The following is a 21,078-nucleotide window of genomic DNA, read 5'->3' on the forward strand; positions in this document are numbered from 1 at the left end:
GAGAGTCCAATTGCATGCGTAAAATTTGTATTTTTTTACTTGTTGTATGTGCCAGTTTTGTATCGTATGGTCAAGTAAATCCAACGGTTCAAGATACGGTAAAAAAAGGGTATACGGTAGGGAAGCTTCAAATAAAAGACCCTAAAAGTGTATTGTCATCCTATACTTATGATCCCGTAACTGATCGATATGTGTATACAAGTTCTATTGACGGAATCAACATCAATTTTCCCATAATACTTACCCCTGCAGAATACGAAAAATTAGTACTCCAAGAATCAAGGCGCAATTATTTTAAGAAAAAAGCAGACGCCATTGATGGAAAAAAGAAAGGAGCTGAAGAAGCAAAAAAAGACTTGTTACCACGCTATTATATAAAGTCGAGTTTCTTTGAGTCTGTTTTTGGTAGTAATACAATTGATGTTAAACCAACAGGTTCTGTAGAGATGGATCTAGGAGTGCGGTATACAAAGCAAGACAATCCATCATTTTCTCCAAGAAACAGAGCGGTTACTTCTTTTGATTTTGATCAAAGAATAAGTATGAGTTTGATGGGAAAAGTGGGCACCCGATTAAGCGTTAATGCTAATTATGACACACAATCTACTTTTGCATTTCAAAATTTAATAAAGTTAGAATACACTCCTTCTGAAGATGATATTATTCAAAAAATAGAAGTTGGTAACGTGAGCATGCCACTGAATAGCTCCTTAATTCGAGGTGTTCAAAGTTTGTTTGGGGTAAAAACGCAATTACAATTCGGAAAAACAACACTTACGGGAATTTTTTCTGAGCAAAAGTCACAAACCAGAAGCTTAGTTGCCGAAGGAGGAGGAACGGTTCAGAATTATGAACTTTTTGCTTTAGATTATGATAATGACCGCCACTTTTTCTTGTCTCAATATTTTAGAAGCCGATACGACAAAGCCCTAGAAGGCTATCCTTTTATTGATAGTAGAGTTCAAATTACAAGAATTGAAGTTTGGGTAACCAACAAACAAAATAGAGTAAATGCTACATCAAATAATTTACGAAACATTATTGCGATACAAGATTTAGGAGAAGCACAATTAACGGGATTGGCAGACAATGAAGTAGTGGTGTTGAACCCGTCAACAGGAATTTTTAATAACCCGGCCAACTCTCCTTCTGATAATACTAATAATGATTATGATCCTGGACAAATAGCAGCGGGGACAGGTTTGTTGAATCCAAATATTAGAGAAATTGCGACATCAAGTTCAGGATTTAATACTACAGTTGCTGAAGGAAGAGATTATTCTAAGTTGGAAAATGCAAGAAAACTAACAGCCAATGAATATACTTTTAATTCAAAATTAGGATTCATTTCGTTGCAACAGCGTTTGAGTAATGATGAGGTTCTAGCGGTTGCTTACCAATATACAATTGGAGATCAAGTCTATCAAGTTGGAGAATTTGGTAATGATGGTGTGGATGCAACCAATGTAGTTGGAGGAAACAATAATGTGCCTCAGGCGATTATTACACAAAGTTTGATTTTGAAAATGCTGAAAAGCAACTTGACCAACGTGAAGGATCCAATTTGGAACTTGATGATGAAAAATATCTATCAAGTGCCAGGCGGCTATCAATTGAAGCAAGAAGATTTCCGAATGAATATCTTGTATGCCGACCCTTCGCCAATCAATTATATTACTGAAGTTCCAGGAACTCCTTTTCCCTCAAATCCTACTCCAGAAAATAAAGTTGCAGAGACTCCTTTATTAAAAGTTTTTAATCTGGACAGATTGAATTTCAACAACGATCCACAAGCGGGTGGTGATGGTTTCTTTGATTTTCTTCCGGGGACAACTATCGATGCTCAGAATGGTAGAATTATGTTTACTACGAAAGAACCGTTTGGAGAGCTTATATTTTCAAAATTAAAAACACCAAATTCTGCAGAAAATTATAAAGATGTAGATACGTATAATCCCAATCAAAAGAAGTATGTTTTCAGAAGTATGTATCGTAATACTCAGGCAGGAGCATTACAAGACATCGATAAAAACAAGTACTTGATTAGAGGGAAATACAAATCTTCAAGTGGCGACGGAATTCCAATTGGAGCACTCAATGTTCCGCAAGGCTCTGTGGTGGTTACTGCCGCAGGTAGACGTTTGGTAGAGGGAGTAGATTATAGTGTAAATTATCAATTGGGTAGGGTACAAATTTTAGACCCTTCGCTTCAAGCTTCTAATACGCCTATTGAAGTTTCTTTAGAAAACAATTCCATCTTTGGTCAGCAAACCAGAAGATTTATGGGTTTAAATGTAGAACATAAAATATCAGATAAATTTGTTATTGGCGGGACCTATTTAAAAATGACGGAAAGACCGTTTACGCAAAAATCCAATTATGGTCAAGAATCGGTTAACAATACTATTTTTGGCTTCAATGGAAATTTTGCAACAGAAGTTCCGTTTTTTACACGCTTGGTTAACAAATTACCTAATATTGATACTGATGTACCATCTAATCTTTCAATCAGAGGAGAAATCGCTTTTTTGAAACCCGATACACCAAAAGCGGATCGTTTTAATGGAGAGTCTACAATTTATGTTGATGATTTCGAAGGTTCTCAATCTACTATTGATTTGCGCTCGCCTTTTGCTTGGAGTTTGTCTTCTACACCAGTAAACGATGCCGAAAGTCAATACAATTTTAATGAAGGCGCCAACGATTTGAGTTATGGTTTCAAAAGAGCCAAATTGGCTTGGTATACTATCGATCCATTGTTTTATACACAAAAGCCAACAGGAATTTCAAATGATGATATTTCCTTAAATACCACTCGTCGAATTTTTAGCGAAGAATTGTATCCCAATACAGATATTGCTCAAGGACAAACGCAGGTAGTCAACACGTTAGATTTGAGTTATTATCCACAAGATAGAGGGCCTTATAATAATTCGACCACTTTTGCCTCTTCTCCAAAAGACAATTTCGGAGGAATCATGAGAGCGATCAATACTACTAACTTTGAACAAGGAAATGTTGAGTATATTCAGTTTTGGGTTTTGGATCCGTATGTTGGTAAGGGTAATATTTCGCCATCCAATTCAGGGAAGTTATATTTTAACTTAGGAGAAATTTCAGAAGATGTTCTAAAAGACGGAAGAAAACAATACGAAAATGGTTTGGGGCCAGATCAAATTTTGGTGAATCCAAGGCCTATTTGGGGAGATGTTCCTGCCTCCCAATCCTTGATTTATGCCTTTGATGGAAATGCTTCTAATAGAACCAATCAGGATATTGGATTAGACGGTATGAAGAACGATCAAGAGGCTACCGTATATTCTAATTTTGCGTCAGAGCCCGATCCAGCTGGCGATGATTATACTTATTTTGCAAATACCACTGGAGGTGTTTTGGATCGTTATAAGAACTACAATGGAACAGATGGCAACTCAGCAGTAAATATCTCCGATGCCAATAGAGGGTCTACTACTTTTCCTGACGTTGAAGATATTAATCGCGATAATACAATGAATACTATCAATGCTTATTATGAATACAGTATTGATATGAGACCCAATATGAATGTTGGTGAAAATTACATTACTGATATTCGAAACACGCAGCAAACCTTACCTGATGGTTCGTCTACAGAAGCAAGGTGGATTCAATTTAAAATTCCAGTTTCTCAGCCACAAAACACTATTGGTGGGATATCCGATTTTCGTTCTATCCGATTCATGAGAATGTTTATGACGAATTTTGAATCACCTATTACCCTTCGTTTTGGAGCCTTAGATTTAGTTCGTGGGGAATGGAGAAGGTATACTAATTCTTTGGATTTTAATGATACCAATGTTGCAGATGATGACACAACTTTGGATGTACTTGCTGTCAATATTCAAGAGAATAACGAACGTTGCCCTATAAATTATGTAACCCCTCCCGGAGTAGTAAGAGAACAGCTTTACAATAACAATACGGTTATCAATCAAAATGAACAGTCATTAGCATTACGAGTTTCGGGTAAAGGTTTAGAACCTAATGATTCAAGAGCTGTTTTCAAGAATGTTAGTATTGATATGCGACAGTTCAATAAATTAAAAATGTTCCTGCACGCAGAATCTTTGCCTAATGAAATAGTGTTACGAGACAACCAAATGGTAGGTTTTATTCGTTTTGGAAATGACTTTACAGATAATTTCTATCAAATTGAAATTCCTTTGCAGGTTACAATTCCATCTCCGGATTGTAAGGTAGGTGCTTCTGCCGTTTGGCCTGAAGCCAATGAAATAGATTTGAAGTTAGATTTATTGACCAAATTAAAAATTCTGGCGATGGGTATTGACCCTACGACGCTACCTCAAGATGGTGTTTTTTATAAATTCGAAGACGAGTTAGATAATTCTTTGTCTGGCAAAACCAATAGATTGCGAATAGGAATCAAAGGAAATCCGAATTTTGGTTTGGTTAGAACTTTGATGGTTGGTGTGAAAAGCGATGAATTAAGACTACCAATTCTAGGAGAGGTTTGGTTTAACGAGTTGCGTTTGGCAGATATGGATAACAAAGGAGGAATGGCTGCTTTGCTAAATATTGATACCAATATGGCTGATTTTGCTACACTTTCACTAACAGGAAGAAAAACAACCATTGGTTTTGGCGCTTTAGAGCAAGGACCAAATGAACGCAGTAGGGAAGATATTCAACAGTATGGGGTAGTAACCAATTTGAATTTGGGACAATTATTACCAAAAAAATGGGGGATTAATTTACCGTTCAATTATGGGATTGGTGAAGAAGTAATTACTCCAGAATATGACCCTTTTAATCAAGATATTAAATTAAAGCAATTAATTCGCGAAACTACTGATAAAGATGCTAGAGATAATATCGAAAGTCGCGCGATTGATTATACAAAACGTACAAGCATAAACTTTATTGGAGTAAGAAAAGAAAGAAGTCCTGAGCAAAAACCACATGTGTATGATCCCGAGAATTTTACTTTCTCTCAGTCGTACAACGAGGTGGAACGTCATGATTATGAAATAGAGAGCTATACCGACCAGTTGAGTAATACCACGGTAAATTATGCGTACAGTTTTCAAAACAAACCTTACGAACCATTCAAGAAAAAAACATTTGTAAACAAAAGCGAGTATTGGAAATGGTTGCAAGATTTCAATTTCAATTTTTTACCAACTAATATCACTTTTAATAGTAGTGTGATTAGACAATACAATCGCCAGCAATTCCGTCAAGTAGATGTAGTTGGAATTGGTTTGGATCCTTTGTACAGAAGAAATTTTGCGTTTAATTATCAATATGGTTTTAATTACAACTTGACCAAATCCTTAAAGATAAATTATACAGCTTCTTCAAATAATATTGTCAAAAGTTATCTGAATGAAAATGATGTTCCAATTGATTCATTTACGATTTGGGATAGTTATTTTGATATTGGTGACCCTAATCAGCACATGCAACAACTTATTGTGAATTATGATATTCCGTTGAATAAGATTCCGGTGTTTGGTTTTGTAAAAGCAAATTTCACTTATCAAGGGGATTATAGTTGGCAACGTGCATCGAATGCTTTCGACAACGTAACCATCGGAGGAGTTGATTATAATTTAGGAAATACGATTCAAAACGCTAGCTCAAAAATATTGAACGCTTCCTTTGTAATGGAAACGTTCTACAAATACATTGGGCTTTCTAAAAAAACACTAGCTGCGGGTGCTGCTAAACCAAAAGCTGTAGCTCCAAAACCTGGTGAAAAAGTAGTCAATACAGCCGTTAAGCCTTTACAGCAAAGAAGCCCATTTATGGACGGATTGATTGGGGTATTGACAAGTGTGAAAAATGTTCAAGTCAATTATACTCACAATAGCGGAACTGTATTGCCTGGTTTTACGCCAAGTGTTGGTTTCTTGGGTTCCTCCCGTCCTTCATTTGGTTTCATTTTTGGAAGTCAAGATGATATTCGATACGAATCGGCCAAAAGAGGTTGGTTGACCACTTATCAAGACTTTAATCAAAATTACACGCAAGTAACCAATAAAATACTAAAGGCTACTGCCAATATTGATTTGTTTCCTGATTTCAAAATAGACTTAACTGCTGATCGTGCTTATTCTGAGAATTCATCCGAACAGTATAGCGTTATTTCTGGAAATTATACTCCATTGTCACCGTACAGTTATGGAATGTTTTCTATTTCGACGGTATTGATCAAAACAGCTTTTTCAAAAAGTGATGAGACTGGTTCAGCTGCCTTTGATGACTTTAGAGCTAACCGACTAACAGTTGCTAATAGATTAGCTACTCAAAGAGGTATTGATATTAATAATCCAGGTAATATCGATGCAGATGGATTTCCTATTGGTTACGGAAAAAATAGTCAAGCAGTATTGCTGCCTGCTTTTTTGGCTGCTTATACTGGAGGTAATGCCAATGATGTGTCGACAGGGATTTTTAGAAGTTTCCCTATTCCGAACTGGTCTGTAAAGTACAATGGCTTTATGAGGTATACTTTTTTCAAAAACAATTTCAAAAGGGTTTCGCTCTTACATAATTATCGTGCTTCTTATACTATTAATGATTATCGTTCAAATTTTGAGTACACCAAAAATCCGAATGGAGTAGATGTGAGTGGTAATTATTTTAGTCCAAAAGTGATTTCTAACGTGAACTTGGTAGAACAATTTAGTCCTTTAGTTCGATTGGATTTTGAATTGAAAAACTCTTTCAAAGTATTGACCGAAATCAAAAAAGACCGTGCTCTATCAATGAGTTTTGATAACAATCTATTGACAGAAGTAAAAGGAGTGGAGTATATTGTAGGTTTAGGATATCGTTTTAAAGATGTGATTTTTTCTTCTCGTTTGGCAGATAACCCAACAGGAATCATCAAAAGCGACATCAATGTTAAGGCAGATTTGTCCTATAGAAACAATCAAACAATTGTTCGCTATTTGGATTATGACAACAATCAATTGGCTGCTGGACAAAATATTTGGCAATTGCGCGTGGCTGCTGATTATGCCTTTAGTAAAAATCTAACCGCTATATTCTATTACGATCATTCGTTCTCTAAAGCGGTAATTTCAACAACTTTTCCTCTTACTAATATTCGTTCAGGATTTACTATTCGTTACAATTTCGGAAATTAATTTGTACCTATTCTAAGTAAAAATTCAATATAAGATAGTTATCTTTGCGTTTTATTGTTAATAACACAACATTTATATATTATGAGCGTACCATCAAATTTAAAGTACACAAAAGATCACGAGTGGGTTAGTATCGAGGGAGATATTGCAACAGTAGGAATTACTCATTTTGCTCAAAAAGAGTTGGGAGATATTGTATACGTAGAAGTTGAAACTTTAGACCAAACTTTGGATAAGGATGAAGTTTTTGGAACAGTTGAAGCAGTTAAAACTGTTTCTGATTTATTTTTACCACTTTCTGGTGAAATCATTGCATTCAATGATGATTTAGAAAGCGCTCCAGAGACAGTAAATTCTGATCCTTATGGTGCTGGTTGGATGATTAAAGTGAAAATTGCTAATCCAGCTGAAATTGAAGAATTGCTTTCAGATGCTTCTTATAAGGAACTAATTGGTGCATAAACAATTTTATTTTTTTGCTGCAATAGGTTGGACAATTTTGATGCTTTATGTTTGTCTAATGAAGTCGTCTGATGTTCCTTCCATCAACATTGTGGGAATTGATAAAATAGTGCACATTCTTTTACATCTATTTTTTACTTTTTTCTGGGGAATCACTTTAGTTAAAAATGGAAGATTGAGTAGTTTTTCAAAAGTAGTGTATGTATCTTTTTTTCTTTCCTTTTTATTCGGATTGCTAATAGAGTTCGTACAGGGCTATTTTACAACTTCCAGAAGTGCAGATGTTACTGATATTTTAGCGAATGTATTTGGAGCTCTTTTTGCCATCGCCCTTTTGTATCGATTTAAAGAAAAAATAGAAATCTAATAAAATTTTAAAATCCCATTTCGATGGGATTTTTTTTTGGAATTATTGCAATGTTTATTTTTATTGTATGTTTATTGAAAATCCTGTTTTTGTTGGTAAGAATAGAGAAAAACAGGACTTCTCATCTATGTATTCAATTAATAATGTATTTTTGTACGACTTATTTATCAATTCCAATTCCTTGTAAAAATGGATGTTAGAGCCTACTTAGATTCGACCTATTTAAAAACTAATCAACAAGCTAATTTATCTGAAGCAGAAAACGTATTGGTTGCAAAATCCTTTATTGAAGAGGCTATTCGAGAGCATTTTAAACTAATTATGATTCGCCCAGATCGAGTGGCTTTGGCAAAAAAAATGATTCAGGAAGCTCATTCTACTGTATTGATAGGAACAGTTATTGATTTTCCCAAAGGACAATCTGATTTGGCAACCAAACTAGCCGAAGTAGAACAAGCAATTGCAGACGGAGCGGATGATTTGGATTTTGTTTGCAATTATGAGGCTTTTAAAAATGGTGAAATTGCTTTAGTCAAAGAGGAAATTTTAAAAGGGACACAATTGGGATTGGCCCATAAAAAAGTAGTCAAATGGATTATTGAGGTTGCAGCTTTGAATAATGGTCAAATAATGCAACTTTCTGCTTTAATCAAAAATGTAGTCATACAAAATTTTAAAGAGGAACAATACGCCTCTGTTTTTGTAAAATCTTCTACTGGATTTTATGTAACGCCCAATAATGAACCTAATGGAGCGACAGTTGATACTATAAAAATTATGCTCGAAAATGCATCTCCTTTGCCAGTAAAAGCAGCTGGAGGTGTTAGAAATTATGCAGATGCTTTAGAAATGATTCAATTGGGTGTTCAGCGAATTGGCACCTCTGGAGCTAAAGCAATTATTGATGGTGCTACAACTCAAAATGAATATTAATTATCCCCAAATCTAAACCATGTCTAAAATTTTTACTGTTCTTTTCTTATTTATTGGGTTAAATTGGTGTGTTGGGCAAAACGTAAATGTTGCAACTTTTAGTGAAGTTGAACGTTTTCCTGTTTTTACAGCTTGTCAAAATCTTCAACCAAATGAAATAGAAAAATGTTTTTACGATCAAGTACAAGATTTTGTGTATTCTAATTTTAAAGTACCTCAAAACGATTCTTTTAAAGGTAATGTAAAAGTGCTGTTTGAGGTTACCATAGAGGGAAAATTCAAAGTTTTGTATGTTGATGCAGTTGTAGATTCATATGCTGCAGAAGCAAAAAGAGTTATCGAAAGTATGCCCAAAGTGAGTCCTGCTACTTATAATGGTAAACCAACTTATTCTAAATATACGATTGCAATTGCCATTCCTTTGAAATCAAAAGAACAGTTCCAAGCGGAAGCACTTGCCAAAGCAGAAATTCTCAATGTTAAAAATCCAAAACTAACGGAATTAGATAGTATTGTTTATAAAAAATACCGTAATCCAGAGTATGAAAGTCATTTAAATGTGCCTTTTTCGCACAGTCTTTATGCGCAGTTTGATGCTAAGATGAATCAAGTAGGAAGTAATAATCATACCGCTTCTAAGCCTTATACTTATGCCGAAGTAGCCAAGTATTATAATATGAAGGAAGTTAATGAGCAGTTAAAAAAGAAAGCTTCTGGTTGGTGGGCGAGAAAATTATGGAATGAAAACACTGTTGAGATTCAAGGCGAAGACTATTGGTTTACCTTAAATCCAATTTTTGATTTGCAATTAGGTAAAGCATCACAAACCGAGAATTCTTATACTTATGTAAATACTCGTGCACTCAATTTTAGAGGAGGATTAGGCAAACAATTGAATTTTACTACCACCGTTTTTGAAAGTCAAGGACGTTTTGCTGATTATTACAATCAATATGCAGAATCCATTAAGCCTTCGGGAGGAAATCCTGCAATAATTCCTGGAATTGGAATTGCTAAAAGATTCAAAGATGATGCTTATGATTTTCCTTTGGCGGAAGCCAATATTACTTTTACGCCAAATAAATTTATTGATTTGCAATTGGGTTACGGAAGAAATTTTATTGGTGATGGTTATCGTTCTTTGTTAGAAAGTGATGGAGCAAGTCCTTATCCTTATTTCAAAATCAATACTAATTTTTGGAAAATTAAATACACCAATACGTATATGTGGCTCAAAGATGTGCGTCCAGAAGTGACCGTAGATCGAACGTATGCTACTAAGTTTATGGCAAATCATTACTTGAGCTGGAATGTTTCGAATCGTTTGAATTTAGGTTTTTTTGAATCGGTAGTTTGGACAAAAGACAATAACCGTGGTTTTGATATGAGTTTTGTGAATCCTATTATTTTTTACCGTGCGGTAGAGTTTGGGTCTTCCTCCAGAAGCGGAAATGCTTTGTTGGGTCTTACATTTAAATACAAATGGGATGCTTCAATTAATGCTTACGGACAATTATTAGTAGATGAATTTTCATTGGGAGATGTAAAAGGAGGTGATAATAGTTGGAAAAATAAATTCGGATACCAATTCGGTTTCAAGTATTACAATGCTTTCAAAGTGAACAATCTTTTATTGCAATTAGAATATAATCATGTGCGTCCTTATGTGTATTCGCATAGCAATCCTATTACGAATTACGCGCACAACAATCAAAGTTTGGGACATCAATGGGGCGGGAATTTTAGAGAGTTAATCGCGATTGCTCGCTATAACATGGGAAGACTTTTTGCGGATGCGAAAGTAACAGTTGGAACGCGAGGTTTAGATTTTAATACTACTGAAGATAGTTTTAACTATGGAGGCAATATTTACAAAGACTATGATGAAAAGCGCCCTTTTGATACAGGGGTGAAAGTGGGACAAGGAAACAAAACCAAAGTATTTATAGCCGACATTCAGGGAGGTTATTTGGTAAATCCGGCAACTAATTTGAAACTCTTCACAAGTTATATTTATAGAAGTTTTGATCCTTCAAAAAACACAGCTACGACTTTTAATCAGAGTACGAATTGGGTAACAGTGGGTGTTCGATCTGATATCTTTAATTTCTATTTTGATTATTAATCGGTCCGTTTTTAATAGAAACTTTTTTTATGAGTTGTTTTTTGTCAAATCCCTTTTGATAACCTACTTTTGCAAAAGTTTTTATAAAAATAACACTAGTTTTAATCGTTTTGACAAATACAGTTTCCCTCAAATCCATTTATTTAGATTTTAAAGCCATCACTAAAGCAGGTCTTGCCATTAGTGTTGTTTTTTCTTCCATTGCTGGTTTTGTTTTGGGGATTGATCATTTCGAGGCAAGTACTTGGGGGGTATTACTAAAGTTAGCTATTGGTGGGTACTGTATGGTTGGTGCTTCAAATGCATACAATCAAGTAATTGAAAAAGATTTAGATGCTTTAATGGACCGAACTAAAAATCGTCCAGTGGCTTCGGGAAGAATGCAGCCAAGAGTAGCTGTCGTTGTGGCTTCAATGTTGACAATTTTAGGATTGGTATTGTTGTATAGTATTAATCCAAAATCAGCCATGTTTGGTGCGATTTCGATTTTTTTATATACCAGTGTTTATACACCATTAAAAACAATGACTTCGTTGTCTGTTTTTGTTGGAGCTTTTCCTGGTGCAATTCCGTTCATGTTAGGATGGGTTGCTGCTACGGGAGAATTTGGGATAGAGGCAGGAACGTTGTTTTTGATTCAGTTTTTTTGGCAGTTCCCACATTTTTGGGCTATAGGGTGGTTTTTGTATGAAGATTATGAAAAAGCCGGTTTTTTTATGTTGCCCACAGGAAAAAGAGATAATGGTACGGCATTACAGATAATTTTATACACCATTTGGTTAATCATTGCGTCGCTTTTACCAATGTTTGGTTATACTGGTCAGTTGTTTTTGAGTCCAATAGCTGCTGTTTTGGTTTTTTTAATCGGTCTATGGATGTTGTTTTATGCTGTTAAAGTTTACCAAATCAGAACCGCAAAAGCAGCAAGAACATTAATGTTGGTGAGTGTATCCTATATTACACTTTTGCAGATTATATATATTGTAGATAAATTTTTAAGATAGTTATGGATATGATAATGACAAAAGACGAGCATCAATCTAGAACTGCGAGATCCTATAAGCTGATCTTGTTGTTTGCAATGGTAAGCATGACCATGATGTTTGCGGGATTAACGAGTGCCTTTGTGGTAAGTAAGTCAAGAGTAGATTGGTTGAAAGATTTTCAATTGCCTCCTGCTTTTTTTATTAGTACGTTTGCAATTTTAGCTAGTAGTATTACATTTCATTTGGCTAAAAAAGCCATTCAAAAAGACAATCAGAAGGCTACAAGCCAATGGTTGTTGGTTACATTAGTGTTAGGAGTTGCATTTGTAGTATTGCAATTTATAGGTTTTGGTCAAATTGTTGCTAAAGGGTATTATTTTACAGGACCAGCTAGTTCTATTACTACGACATTCCTTTATATTGTAACGGTTATGCACTTGTTGCACTTGGCTGGAGGATTAATTTCTTTGCTAATTATTATTTATAATCATTTTAAACAAAAATATAGCGCAACTCAATCTCTTGGAATTGAACTTGGTGTAATGTACTGGCATTTCCTTGATTTATTGTGGGTTTATTTATTTTTGTTTTTATATTTCTTTAAATAAGAAAAAAATGTAAATTTGGAAACTTTTTAACGAATTAATTTTTATGGGAGCGACAGTTACTACTGCAAACAACGACGAAAAGATATGGAGTGGCGGAAATGAGCCAATGGGAGCGAGTTATGGTAAATTAATGATGTGGTTTTTTATCGTATCAGATGCCTTAACCTTCTCAGGTTTCCTTGCAGCTTATGGATTTTCTAGATTTAAATTTATTGAAACTTGGCCTTTAGCCGACGAAGTGTTTACACACTTTCCATTTTTACACGGAGTGTCAGCTCCTATGTATTATGTAGCCTTAATGACATTTATTTTGATCTTCTCTTCTGTAACAATGGTATTGGCTGTTGATGCAGGACATCAAATGAAGAAAGATAAAGTGGCACTTTACATGTTTTTAACCATCATTGGAGGTTTAATATTCGTGGGTTCTCAAGCTTGGGAGTGGAAAAACTTTATTAAAGGAGAGTATGGTGCAGTAGAAACAACAGGAGGTAGTTTACTTCAGTTTGTTGATAAAGACGGGAAACGTGTTGCATTGGCTGATTTTGCTAAAACATTGCCAGAAGAACGTGAGCAATTGACTCGTAACAAAGCGAAATGGTTTATGAGTGAGCCAGCTTTACCATCTTATTCTGTTGCTGAAGTACAAGCGGGCTTTAAAGCAAACCCAGATTTATTGGTTAGAACAGAAACTATCACTAAAGATAAAAAGAAATTAGTGCTTTCAAGAGCAGAGTCTGAAGCTCGATTAGCGGATGCAAAATTGGTTATTGAAGGTGCGAACTTAACGCATAACGAATACGGAAGTAAATTATTTGCTGACTTCTTTTTCTTTATTACAGGTTTTCACGGATTTCACGTATTTTCTGGGGTTGTAATCAATATCATTATCTTCTTTAATGTATTGTTAGGAACTTATGAAAAACGTAGAAGCTACGAAATGGTAGAGAAAGTTGGTTTATACTGGCACTTTGTAGATTTAGTTTGGGTATTTGTATTTACCGTATTTTATCTTGTTTAATTTTAAAGAAACTTATTATTATGTCACACGAACACGTTTCTAACACAAAAAGAATTTGGTTTGTTTTTGGTTTGCTTTCAGTGGTAACTACAGTTGAGGTTATCTTAGGTATTATCAAACCTGAATCATTACATTTTACTAATTTTCTTGGAATGAACTTGCTAAATTGGATATTCTATATATTGACAATTGTTAAAGCATATTATATTGTTTGGGCTTTTATGCACATGGAGGGAGAAAAAAAATCCTTGCAAAGTTCTGTTGTTGCCCCACTAATATTTTTAATTTTATATTTACTTTTTATTCTATTAACTGAAGGTGATTATGTATTCGGGGTTTTTAAAAATTCTATCATTAAATGGAATTTTTAACTAAATATTAATTCAGAAAAGAGCTCCGAAATATCGGAGCTTTTTTTATTTTTACACTCTCAATACCACCCTTCTGATGAAAAAAAATATTGTTCTTTTTGTCTTGTTTATTCTTCCAATAGTAGCTTATTTATTTTTTGCTTCTGGAGTGAATAGTTTTACCAAATTACCTACAATTACACCTAAAGTTGCTGACTTTGGTAACTGGAAATCGTTGAGAGGAGATGTCGTTCGTTTAGATGGAAAGATAACTGTTCTTGCATTTTCAGGGACAAATTTGCTTGCCAACAGAGGAAATCTTTTTAATTTGAATCAAAAGATTTATCAACGTTACCATACTTTCAAGGATTTGCAATTCGTGATGCTTTGTCCACTTGGAACCGAAAAAGAAGCACAAGCTGTTTTAGATGCTTTGAAGGCTTTTACCGATGTAAAGCAGTGGAATTTTGTTTTCGCAACTCCTGAAGAGATTACGAACTTTTACAAGCAAATGCATCTTAAGAGTCAATTGGATTCCAATTATGGTACTTCCAACGTTTTTATTTTTGATAAAGAACGCAATTTGAGAGGAAGAAAAGATAAAGAAGAATACAAAGAAGGTTATAATACCTTTCATCCAGCTGAGTTGAGTAACGAAATGTTAGATGATTTCAAAATTCTTTTATACGAATACAAAGCGGCTTTGAAAAAGAATAATAACGCTACAAAACAACTATAATATGTTTAAAAATAAATCGTACATAGGCATTTCATTTATTGTTTTAATTTTTGGAATTTATGCAATTCCTAAAATTATCGATCGTGTGCAAGGCGATGCAATTGTCAAATCAGATCGATTGGATAAAGATAGTGGAGCTGGAATTGCTGCAGAAAGTTTGGTAGACATTGGCAAAGCACCGTCTTTTGAATTTACTAATCAAGACAATAAAAAAATCAATAACGAATCTTACGAAGGGAAAGTTTATGTTTTGGAATTTTTCTTCACAACTTGTCCTTCCATTTGTCCAAAGATGAATTTGAGTATGTTGCAAATCGAGAAAACTTTTTTTGGCAACCCTAATTTTGGTATCGTATCAGTTACTATAGACCCAAAAACAGATACACCTGAAGTTTTAAAAGCGCATGCTAAGTTGTTAGGGGTTAAATCTTCAAATTGGAATTTTTTAACCGGAGACAAAACGGCTATTTTTGATTTGGCTAACAAAGGTTTTAATCTATATGCTGCTGCCAATAACAAAGTGAGTGGTGGTTTTGAGCATTCTGGTTTATTTGCTCTAATTGATAAAAAAGGACATATTCGTTGTAGAAATGATGAGTTTGGAAATCCTATTTTGTACTATGATGGATTAGATAAAAAAGGCGTTAAAGACATTCAAGAAGATATTAAATTACTTTTAAAAGAATAAAATGGAACAAAATTCAGTTGAGCAGAAATACAATAAATGGATTGTACTATTATCTATTTTAATCCCTGTAGCGGTTGCTATATTGTTTAAAGTTAAATTAAAAGACTTTGGAATAGAAGTGGCTCCATTGCGATTTTTACCTCCAATCTATGCTACAATCAATGGGATAACAGCTGTTTTGCTAATTTGGGCAGTAGTAGCCATTAAAAAGGGGAATAGAATTTTACACGAAAATTTAATGAAAACCGCAATAGGTTGTTCATTGGCTTTTTTGGTAATGTATATAGCTTATCATATGACAACAGATTCTACTAGTTATGGTGGAGAAGGTGTACTTAGATATGTTTATTTCTTTATTCTTTTATCGCATATCCTTTTATCTATAGCTGTAATTCCGTTGGTGCTTATTACTTATGTTCGTGCACTCGCTGAAAGGTTTGATAAGCATAAGAAAATTGCCAAAATCACCTTCCCAATTTGGTTATATGTTGCAGTAACTGGAGTAATCGTTTATTTAATGATAGCGCCGTATTATGCGAGTTAAAGAAAGAAGTAAAAAGAGTGAGATAAGAAGTAGTAAATTACAATTCCTGTTTTTGGGAATCTGTTTTTTCCTTTTTGAATTTTCTTCATATGCGCAATGTGCTATGTGTAGAGCTGCATTAACAAGTGAAGGCAATGCTACAAAAGCAGCAGCAGTTAATGACGGAATTGTGTACCTAATGGTAATTCCATATCTTTTGGTTGCTGCACTTGGGTATTATATTTACCGAATGAAAAAGAAAAAATCATAATATAAAAAAGGCTGAATTATTAATTCAGCCTTTTTTATAATTATTTCAATCCATCTATGGTGACTTTAACATTCCCTTTCACGTTAACAAAAGCAATGATGGCTTGATTTGTTAATTGAATTTTTTGAAATTGGATGTCCTCCATTTTACCATTTACAAAAACACCTGGCATTGGTGAATAATTAGTGAGATAACTCATCATACTTTTTTTTCCTTCTTCTAAATTGGGCTGAATAGAATACCTACAATTGGCTTCTATTTTTCGTAAAATAATGCCTTGCGCAAGCCAATTTGCAGTTCTCATTAATCGGTTTTTTGTGTCTAAAACATAATCTAATTTATCAAAGTATATTTCTTTTGTTTTTTCATTGTATTGAGGAAAACCAGAAAGATAAATCGTTCCGTTTACGCTTCCTAATAGGTCTAAAGCAATCACCATTTTGTCATTTTTATGCCAAATGGTTACTTGTTTTACCGTTACTTTTTTACTTCCAGAACCAAAAACTTGACCATTAAAGTTTTTTGTCATTATTCTTGAAGCTTCTAGATAAGTTGAAACTGCTGCGATATTGGTATTAATTTGTTGTGGAATTTGTGTTACTGGTTTTAAGAGTATTTTGCTTTTGTCATATTTTGATGCTGGTTTTGTGCCAATCAGCGTTTCCATATTGCATTTCATTCCCATTTCTAATACAAAAGAATCGTTTTTTAGTCTGGCTTCTGTTGTATAGACTTCAATAGGAGTAATTCTTAACCAGCTGGAGTAGGCTTCGCTTATTTCGAACGGAGTGCAGATTTTTTCAAGTGCATCCAATACGTTGGGTTTAAAATCCATTGACTTTTCAATCGATTCATCAATTTTTCTTTCGATTTTAGATTTGAATAAACTAATTGTTGGGTTGATTGTATAGGTAATTGGGACGTTTTTGCCTAATAGTACCATTGTTGGACTTTCTTTCCAGTCTAAAGATTTCAATTCGGTTTTGGTATGCATTCGCCAATTAGTTAGGTTAACATCACTATGTAAAGTTACCACGCCATTTAAATTGAATTCTTTGTACGTGTAGAGTTCTACTCCTAATTTTTTGGTGCCAATGCGATATTTTACCCATACTTTAAGTGGTAAAACCGTTTTTATTTTTTCAGTTGTTCCTTGGTGTGCGTTGGTTATAGTTATTGGGGCTTCTTTCCAAACCTTCAATTCAATATCGTCGTCTTCAATAGTGTTGTCTTCATAAATCAGTCCATTGAGTAACGCATTGGTTTTGTTTTCAATGTCTTTAAGTTTTATGGTCACCGGAAGGTTGATAAAGGAAGGACTGTTTTCATAAATCAAAGGAACTGCATCGTCTGGTTCTGGTTTTAGAGCAGTTATTTTATTTGATGTTGAGCAACTTACAAATAATGTAACAGCAAATATAATGGTAATAAATAGAAAAATTTTTGACATTTGATGATGGTTTATTTTGGTAAAAATACTAAAACAAATATTATTCCAGTTTTTTTGTAACATTTTCAAAGCAATCGAGTCTTATCGTTTAGAATTGCTTAAGTAGTATGTTACTAGCAATTATTTTTGTTTATAAATTCCATTAATGCCATAATTTTTTTAGTATGATTGAAATTAAAGACTTGCATAAATCCTACAAGATGGGTTCTTCTTCCTTACATGTGCTTAAAGGAATTAATTTCAATATTAAAGAAGGAGAGTTAGTAGCTATAATGGGTTCTTCTGGTTCAGGTAAATCAACCTTGCTTAATATTTTAGGGATATTGGATGAAGCAGATAGTGGAAGTTATATTTTAGATAATGTACCTATAAAAAACCTGAATGAAACCATTGCTTCTAGATACCGTAACAAGTTTCTAGGTTTCGTTTTTCAGTCCTTTAATTTGATTAATTACAAAACGGCTTTAGATAATGTAGCAATGCCTTTGTATTATCAAGGGGTGAAACGAAAAGAACGCAACGAAATTGCTATGGCTTATTTGAAAAAAGTAGGATTGGATAGTCACTCGCATCATTTACCTAACGAACTTTCTGGGGGACAAAAGCAAAGGGTTGCAATAGCTAGAGCTTTGGCTTCAAATCCAAAAGTATTATTAGCAGATGAACCAACAGGGGCATTAGATACCAAAACATCTTATGAAGTTATGGAGCTAATCCAAGGAATTAATGATGAAGGAAAAACCATTCTGATTGTAACTCACGAGCCAGATATTGCTGCAATGTGCAAGCGAAATGTAGTCTTGAAAGACGGATTGATAATAGATGATAAATTAGTAGAACAAGTAAGAGCTTCTTCTTATGTTTAATACAGAACGCTGGCAGGAAATATTCGAGGCGATTGCCAAGAACAAGTTGAGAACTTTCTTGACAGGAATCTCTGTGGCGTCTGGTATCTTTATTTTGGTTATTTTATTGGGTGCAGGTAAAGGATTGCAAAACGGAATTGCCAAACAATTCGAGCGTGATGCAGAAGGAATAATCGAAGTTTGGACGGGTACCACAACCAAAGAATATAAGGGACTAAATCCCGGAAGAGAAGTACAGTTCAGAAATAGTGATTACGACTTGGCCGTTACCAAGTTTGATGATAAACTGGATCGAAGATCGGCGGTTTATTCCTATTGGAATGGCGTTATTGTCTACGGAAAGGAAACGGGGAATTATCAATTCAGAGGAATCTATCCTGATTACTTAGCTTTAGAAAATGCAACCATTGTAAGCGGACGTTTTATCAACGAAAATGATTTATTACATAACGAAAAAGTGGCTGCAATTGGTCAGAAAGTCAAACTGGATTTGTTTAAAGATAAAAATTCTATCGGGGAAGAAATCGTAATCAATAATGTGAATTTTAAAGTTATTGGAGTTTTTACGGATCCATCAGGAGAGCGTGAAGAGTCAAGAATCTATTTGCCTATCACCACAACTCAAAAAGCTTTTAGCGTAGGCGACAAAATAAGTAATATGCAATTTACGCTGAATAAAATGGCGACTTATGAAGAAGCATTGGCTCAATCTACCAAGTTTACAACAGAATTAGGGCAAATGTTGCGAAGTAAAAATACCGTTGCTCCAGATGATGAAAGTGCAATCGGAATCAATAATTCTATCGAAAATGCCAAACAATTTTATGATTTGAATTTGTACATCCGTCTATTTTTTTGGTGGGTAGGAATATGTACCATTATTGCAGGAGTGGTGGGGGTTAGTAATATTATGTTGATCATTGTAAAAGAGCGTACCAAAGAAATTGGAATTCGAAAAGCACTTGGCGCATCACCTATTTCTATAGTTGGGATGATATTGCATGAGTCTATTTTTATTACCACAATTGCAGGTTTTATTGGTTTATTATCTAGTTTATTATTGCTTGAACTGGTCGGACCTTATGTGAAAAGCGACTATTTTTTAAATCCTGAAGTAGATTTTGGGGTAGCTATTACTACTTTAATTTTATTAGTATTTGCTGGAGCAATGGCAGGTTTTTTTCCCGCCTATCATGCAGCCAAAATCAAACCTATTGTAGCACTTAGAGACGAATAATTATGTTTGATAGAGATAAATGGAATGAGATTTTAGAAGCATTGACGGCCAATACTTTTCGGACGATACTTACGGCTTTTGGTGTTTTTTGGGGTATTTTCATTTTGGTCATACTGCTAGCTGCAGGTAATGGATTAGAGAATGGAGTAAAAAAAGGATTTGATGGTATTGCGACTAATACTATGTTCATGTGGTCTCAAACAGCTTCAAAGCCTTATAAAGGTTTGCCGGCTAACCGAAAGTTTAATTTTAAAAATGCTGATGTTGCTGCGCTTAAAGAGAATTTTCCTGATTTATTATATGTGTCACCACGAAATCAATTAGGTGGTTTCGAGGGAGCCAATAATGTGGTGCGTGGAACCAAAACAGCAGCTTATACCATTTATGGAGATTATCCAGAGTTGATCAAACAAGAGCCAATGGATATTCCAAAAGGCCGATTTTTGAACCAACAAGATATTACCTTAAAACGTAAGGTTGCAGTTATAGGGCAAGGGGTTATCAAAGAATTGTATGGTCCAACTGAAGAAGTAATCGGAACCTATATCAAAATCAATGGAGTAAATTTCATGATTGTTGGAGTGTACAAATCAAAATCAAATAATAGAGGCGGAGGAGAGGAAGAACAGAAAAAAATCTTCATTCCTTTTACGACCTTCCAGCAAGCATTCAATTTTGGGGATACTGTAGGTTGGATGGCATTAACGGCCAATGATGGAGCTTCAATTACGGATTTAAAACCCAAAATTATTGAGTTTATGAAAGGCCGACATTCCATAAACCCTGCCGATGATCGTGCTATTGGGAATTTTGATTTGTATGCCGAGTTTAGTAAGGTACAAGGATTATTCTCTATATTAAGATTCATTGCTTATTTTGTGGGAACCTTAGTATTGCTCTCAGGAGTTATCGGTATTTCAAACATCATGTTGATTGTGGTAAAAGAACGAACTAAGGAAATAGGGATTCGTCGGGCTTTGGGAGCTACGCCGGGAGCCATTAGAACACAAATTTTAACCGAAGCTATTTTCTTGACTATCGTTGCAGGAATGTTTGGGATAGCCATGGCGACAGGAGTTTTGGGAGTCTTGAATATGATTCTAGATTCGATGCCAAGCGATGACATGATGTTTGCTAATCCAAGTGTGGATTTGGCAGTAGTGTTTTTTGCTTTAATCATATTAGTCGGCTCAGGATTATTAGCTGGATTTATTCCAGCACAAACCGCGATTAGAGTCAAACCAGTAGATGCTTTAAGAACAGAATAAAAATATAGTAAAACGATTAATCAATCCAAA

The 21,078-nt window shown here is 34.5% G+C and carries 17 protein-coding genes; 16 read left to right on the top strand and 1 reads right to left on the bottom strand.

Going from position 1 to position 21,078, the window contains the following annotated elements; all coding sequences use genetic code 11:
- The first annotated feature begins 14 nt into the window (after positions 1 to 14).
- From sprA to FLAVO9AF_RS14180, 13 genes are all read left to right on the top strand, one after another.
- The gene (sprA, locus tag FLAVO9AF_RS14120; RefSeq protein ID WP_159690198.1) at positions 15 to 7,154 is read left to right on the top strand and encodes a cell surface protein SprA; all 7,140 of its coding nucleotides are present in this window, start codon (positions 15 to 17) and stop codon (positions 7,152 to 7,154) included.
- A gap of 81 nt (positions 7,155 to 7,235) precedes the next feature.
- The gene (gene gcvH / locus FLAVO9AF_RS14125; RefSeq protein WP_159690201.1) at positions 7,236 to 7,616 is read left to right on the top strand and encodes a glycine cleavage system protein GcvH; all 381 of its coding nucleotides are present in this window, start codon (positions 7,236 to 7,238) and stop codon (positions 7,614 to 7,616) included.
- Positions 7,617 to 7,674: 58 nt separating this feature from the next.
- On the top strand, positions 7,675 to 7,983 hold the full coding sequence (locus FLAVO9AF_RS14130) for a VanZ family protein (RefSeq protein ID WP_159690204.1): 309 nt from the start codon (positions 7,675 to 7,677) through the stop codon (positions 7,981 to 7,983).
- Between the two features lie 189 nt (positions 7,984 to 8,172).
- Positions 8,173 to 8,916, top strand: a complete 744-nt coding sequence (gene deoC / locus FLAVO9AF_RS14135) for a deoxyribose-phosphate aldolase (protein WP_159690207.1) — start codon at positions 8,173 to 8,175, stop codon at positions 8,914 to 8,916.
- A gap of 19 nt (positions 8,917 to 8,935) precedes the next feature.
- Positions 8,936 to 11,041, top strand: a complete 2,106-nt coding sequence (locus FLAVO9AF_RS14140; RefSeq protein ID WP_159690210.1) for a gliding motility protein RemB — start codon at positions 8,936 to 8,938, stop codon at positions 11,039 to 11,041.
- 104 nt (positions 11,042 to 11,145) lie between these two features.
- Entirely contained in the window at positions 11,146 to 12,045 is a 900-nt protein-coding gene (cyoE, locus tag FLAVO9AF_RS14145; protein WP_201296308.1) for a heme o synthase, read from the top strand.
- Positions 12,046 to 12,047: 2 nt separating this feature from the next.
- Entirely contained in the window at positions 12,048 to 12,635 is a 588-nt protein-coding gene (locus FLAVO9AF_RS14150; protein WP_159690213.1) for a heme-copper oxidase subunit III, read from the top strand.
- Between the two features lie 43 nt (positions 12,636 to 12,678).
- Complete coding sequence (locus FLAVO9AF_RS14155; RefSeq protein ID WP_159690216.1) at positions 12,679 to 13,656, top strand: cytochrome c oxidase subunit 3; 978 nt, start codon at positions 12,679 to 12,681, stop codon at positions 13,654 to 13,656.
- A 20-nt stretch (positions 13,657 to 13,676) separates the two neighbouring features.
- Positions 13,677 to 14,027 (top strand): cytochrome C oxidase subunit IV family protein, encoded by a 351-nt coding sequence (locus FLAVO9AF_RS14160; protein ID WP_159690219.1) that lies wholly within the window; start codon positions 13,677 to 13,679, stop codon positions 14,025 to 14,027.
- A gap of 76 nt (positions 14,028 to 14,103) precedes the next feature.
- Complete coding sequence (locus FLAVO9AF_RS14165) at positions 14,104 to 14,745, top strand: hypothetical protein (RefSeq protein ID WP_159690222.1); 642 nt, start codon at positions 14,104 to 14,106, stop codon at positions 14,743 to 14,745.
- A gap of 1 nt (position 14,746) precedes the next feature.
- Positions 14,747 to 15,433, top strand: a complete 687-nt coding sequence (locus tag FLAVO9AF_RS14170) for an SCO family protein (protein WP_159690225.1) — start codon at positions 14,747 to 14,749, stop codon at positions 15,431 to 15,433.
- Position 15,434: 1 nt separating this feature from the next.
- Entirely contained in the window at positions 15,435 to 15,977 is a 543-nt protein-coding gene (locus FLAVO9AF_RS14175; RefSeq protein ID WP_159690228.1) for a DUF420 domain-containing protein, read from the top strand.
- Complete coding sequence (locus FLAVO9AF_RS14180) at positions 15,967 to 16,227, top strand: hypothetical protein (protein WP_159690231.1); 261 nt, start codon at positions 15,967 to 15,969, stop codon at positions 16,225 to 16,227. Before FLAVO9AF_RS14175 ends, FLAVO9AF_RS14180 begins: the two co-directional genes overlap by 11 nt.
- Positions 16,228 to 16,267: 40 nt before the next feature.
- Here the strand turns inward: FLAVO9AF_RS14180 and FLAVO9AF_RS14185 are convergent, their stop codons facing one another.
- Positions 16,268 to 17,677, bottom strand: coding sequence for a DUF4403 family protein (locus tag FLAVO9AF_RS14185; protein ID WP_159690234.1), 1,410 nt, complete (start codon positions 17,675 to 17,677; stop codon positions 16,268 to 16,270).
- Positions 17,678 to 17,841: 164 nt separating this feature from the next.
- Here FLAVO9AF_RS14185 and FLAVO9AF_RS14190 point away from each other — a divergent pair, with 164 nt between their 5' ends.
- Genes FLAVO9AF_RS14190 through FLAVO9AF_RS14200 form a run of 3 tightly spaced genes read left to right on the top strand, consistent with a single transcriptional unit; the run spans position 17,842 to position 21,048 of the window.
- Entirely contained in the window at positions 17,842 to 18,543 is a 702-nt protein-coding gene (locus tag FLAVO9AF_RS14190) for an ABC transporter ATP-binding protein (protein ID WP_159690239.1), read from the top strand.
- Positions 18,536 to 19,780, top strand: coding sequence for an ABC transporter permease (locus tag FLAVO9AF_RS14195; RefSeq protein ID WP_159690243.1), 1,245 nt, complete (start codon positions 18,536 to 18,538; stop codon positions 19,778 to 19,780). Before FLAVO9AF_RS14190 ends, FLAVO9AF_RS14195 begins: the two co-directional genes overlap by 8 nt.
- Before the next feature lie 2 nt (positions 19,781 to 19,782).
- The gene (locus tag FLAVO9AF_RS14200; protein ID WP_159690246.1) at positions 19,783 to 21,048 is read left to right on the top strand and encodes an ABC transporter permease; all 1,266 of its coding nucleotides are present in this window, start codon (positions 19,783 to 19,785) and stop codon (positions 21,046 to 21,048) included.
- The last annotated feature ends 30 nt before the right edge of the window (positions 21,049 to 21,078 follow it).

Source organism: Flavobacterium sp. 9R (assembly GCF_902506345.1).
Classification (GTDB): Bacteria; Bacteroidota; Bacteroidia; order Flavobacteriales; family Flavobacteriaceae; genus Flavobacterium.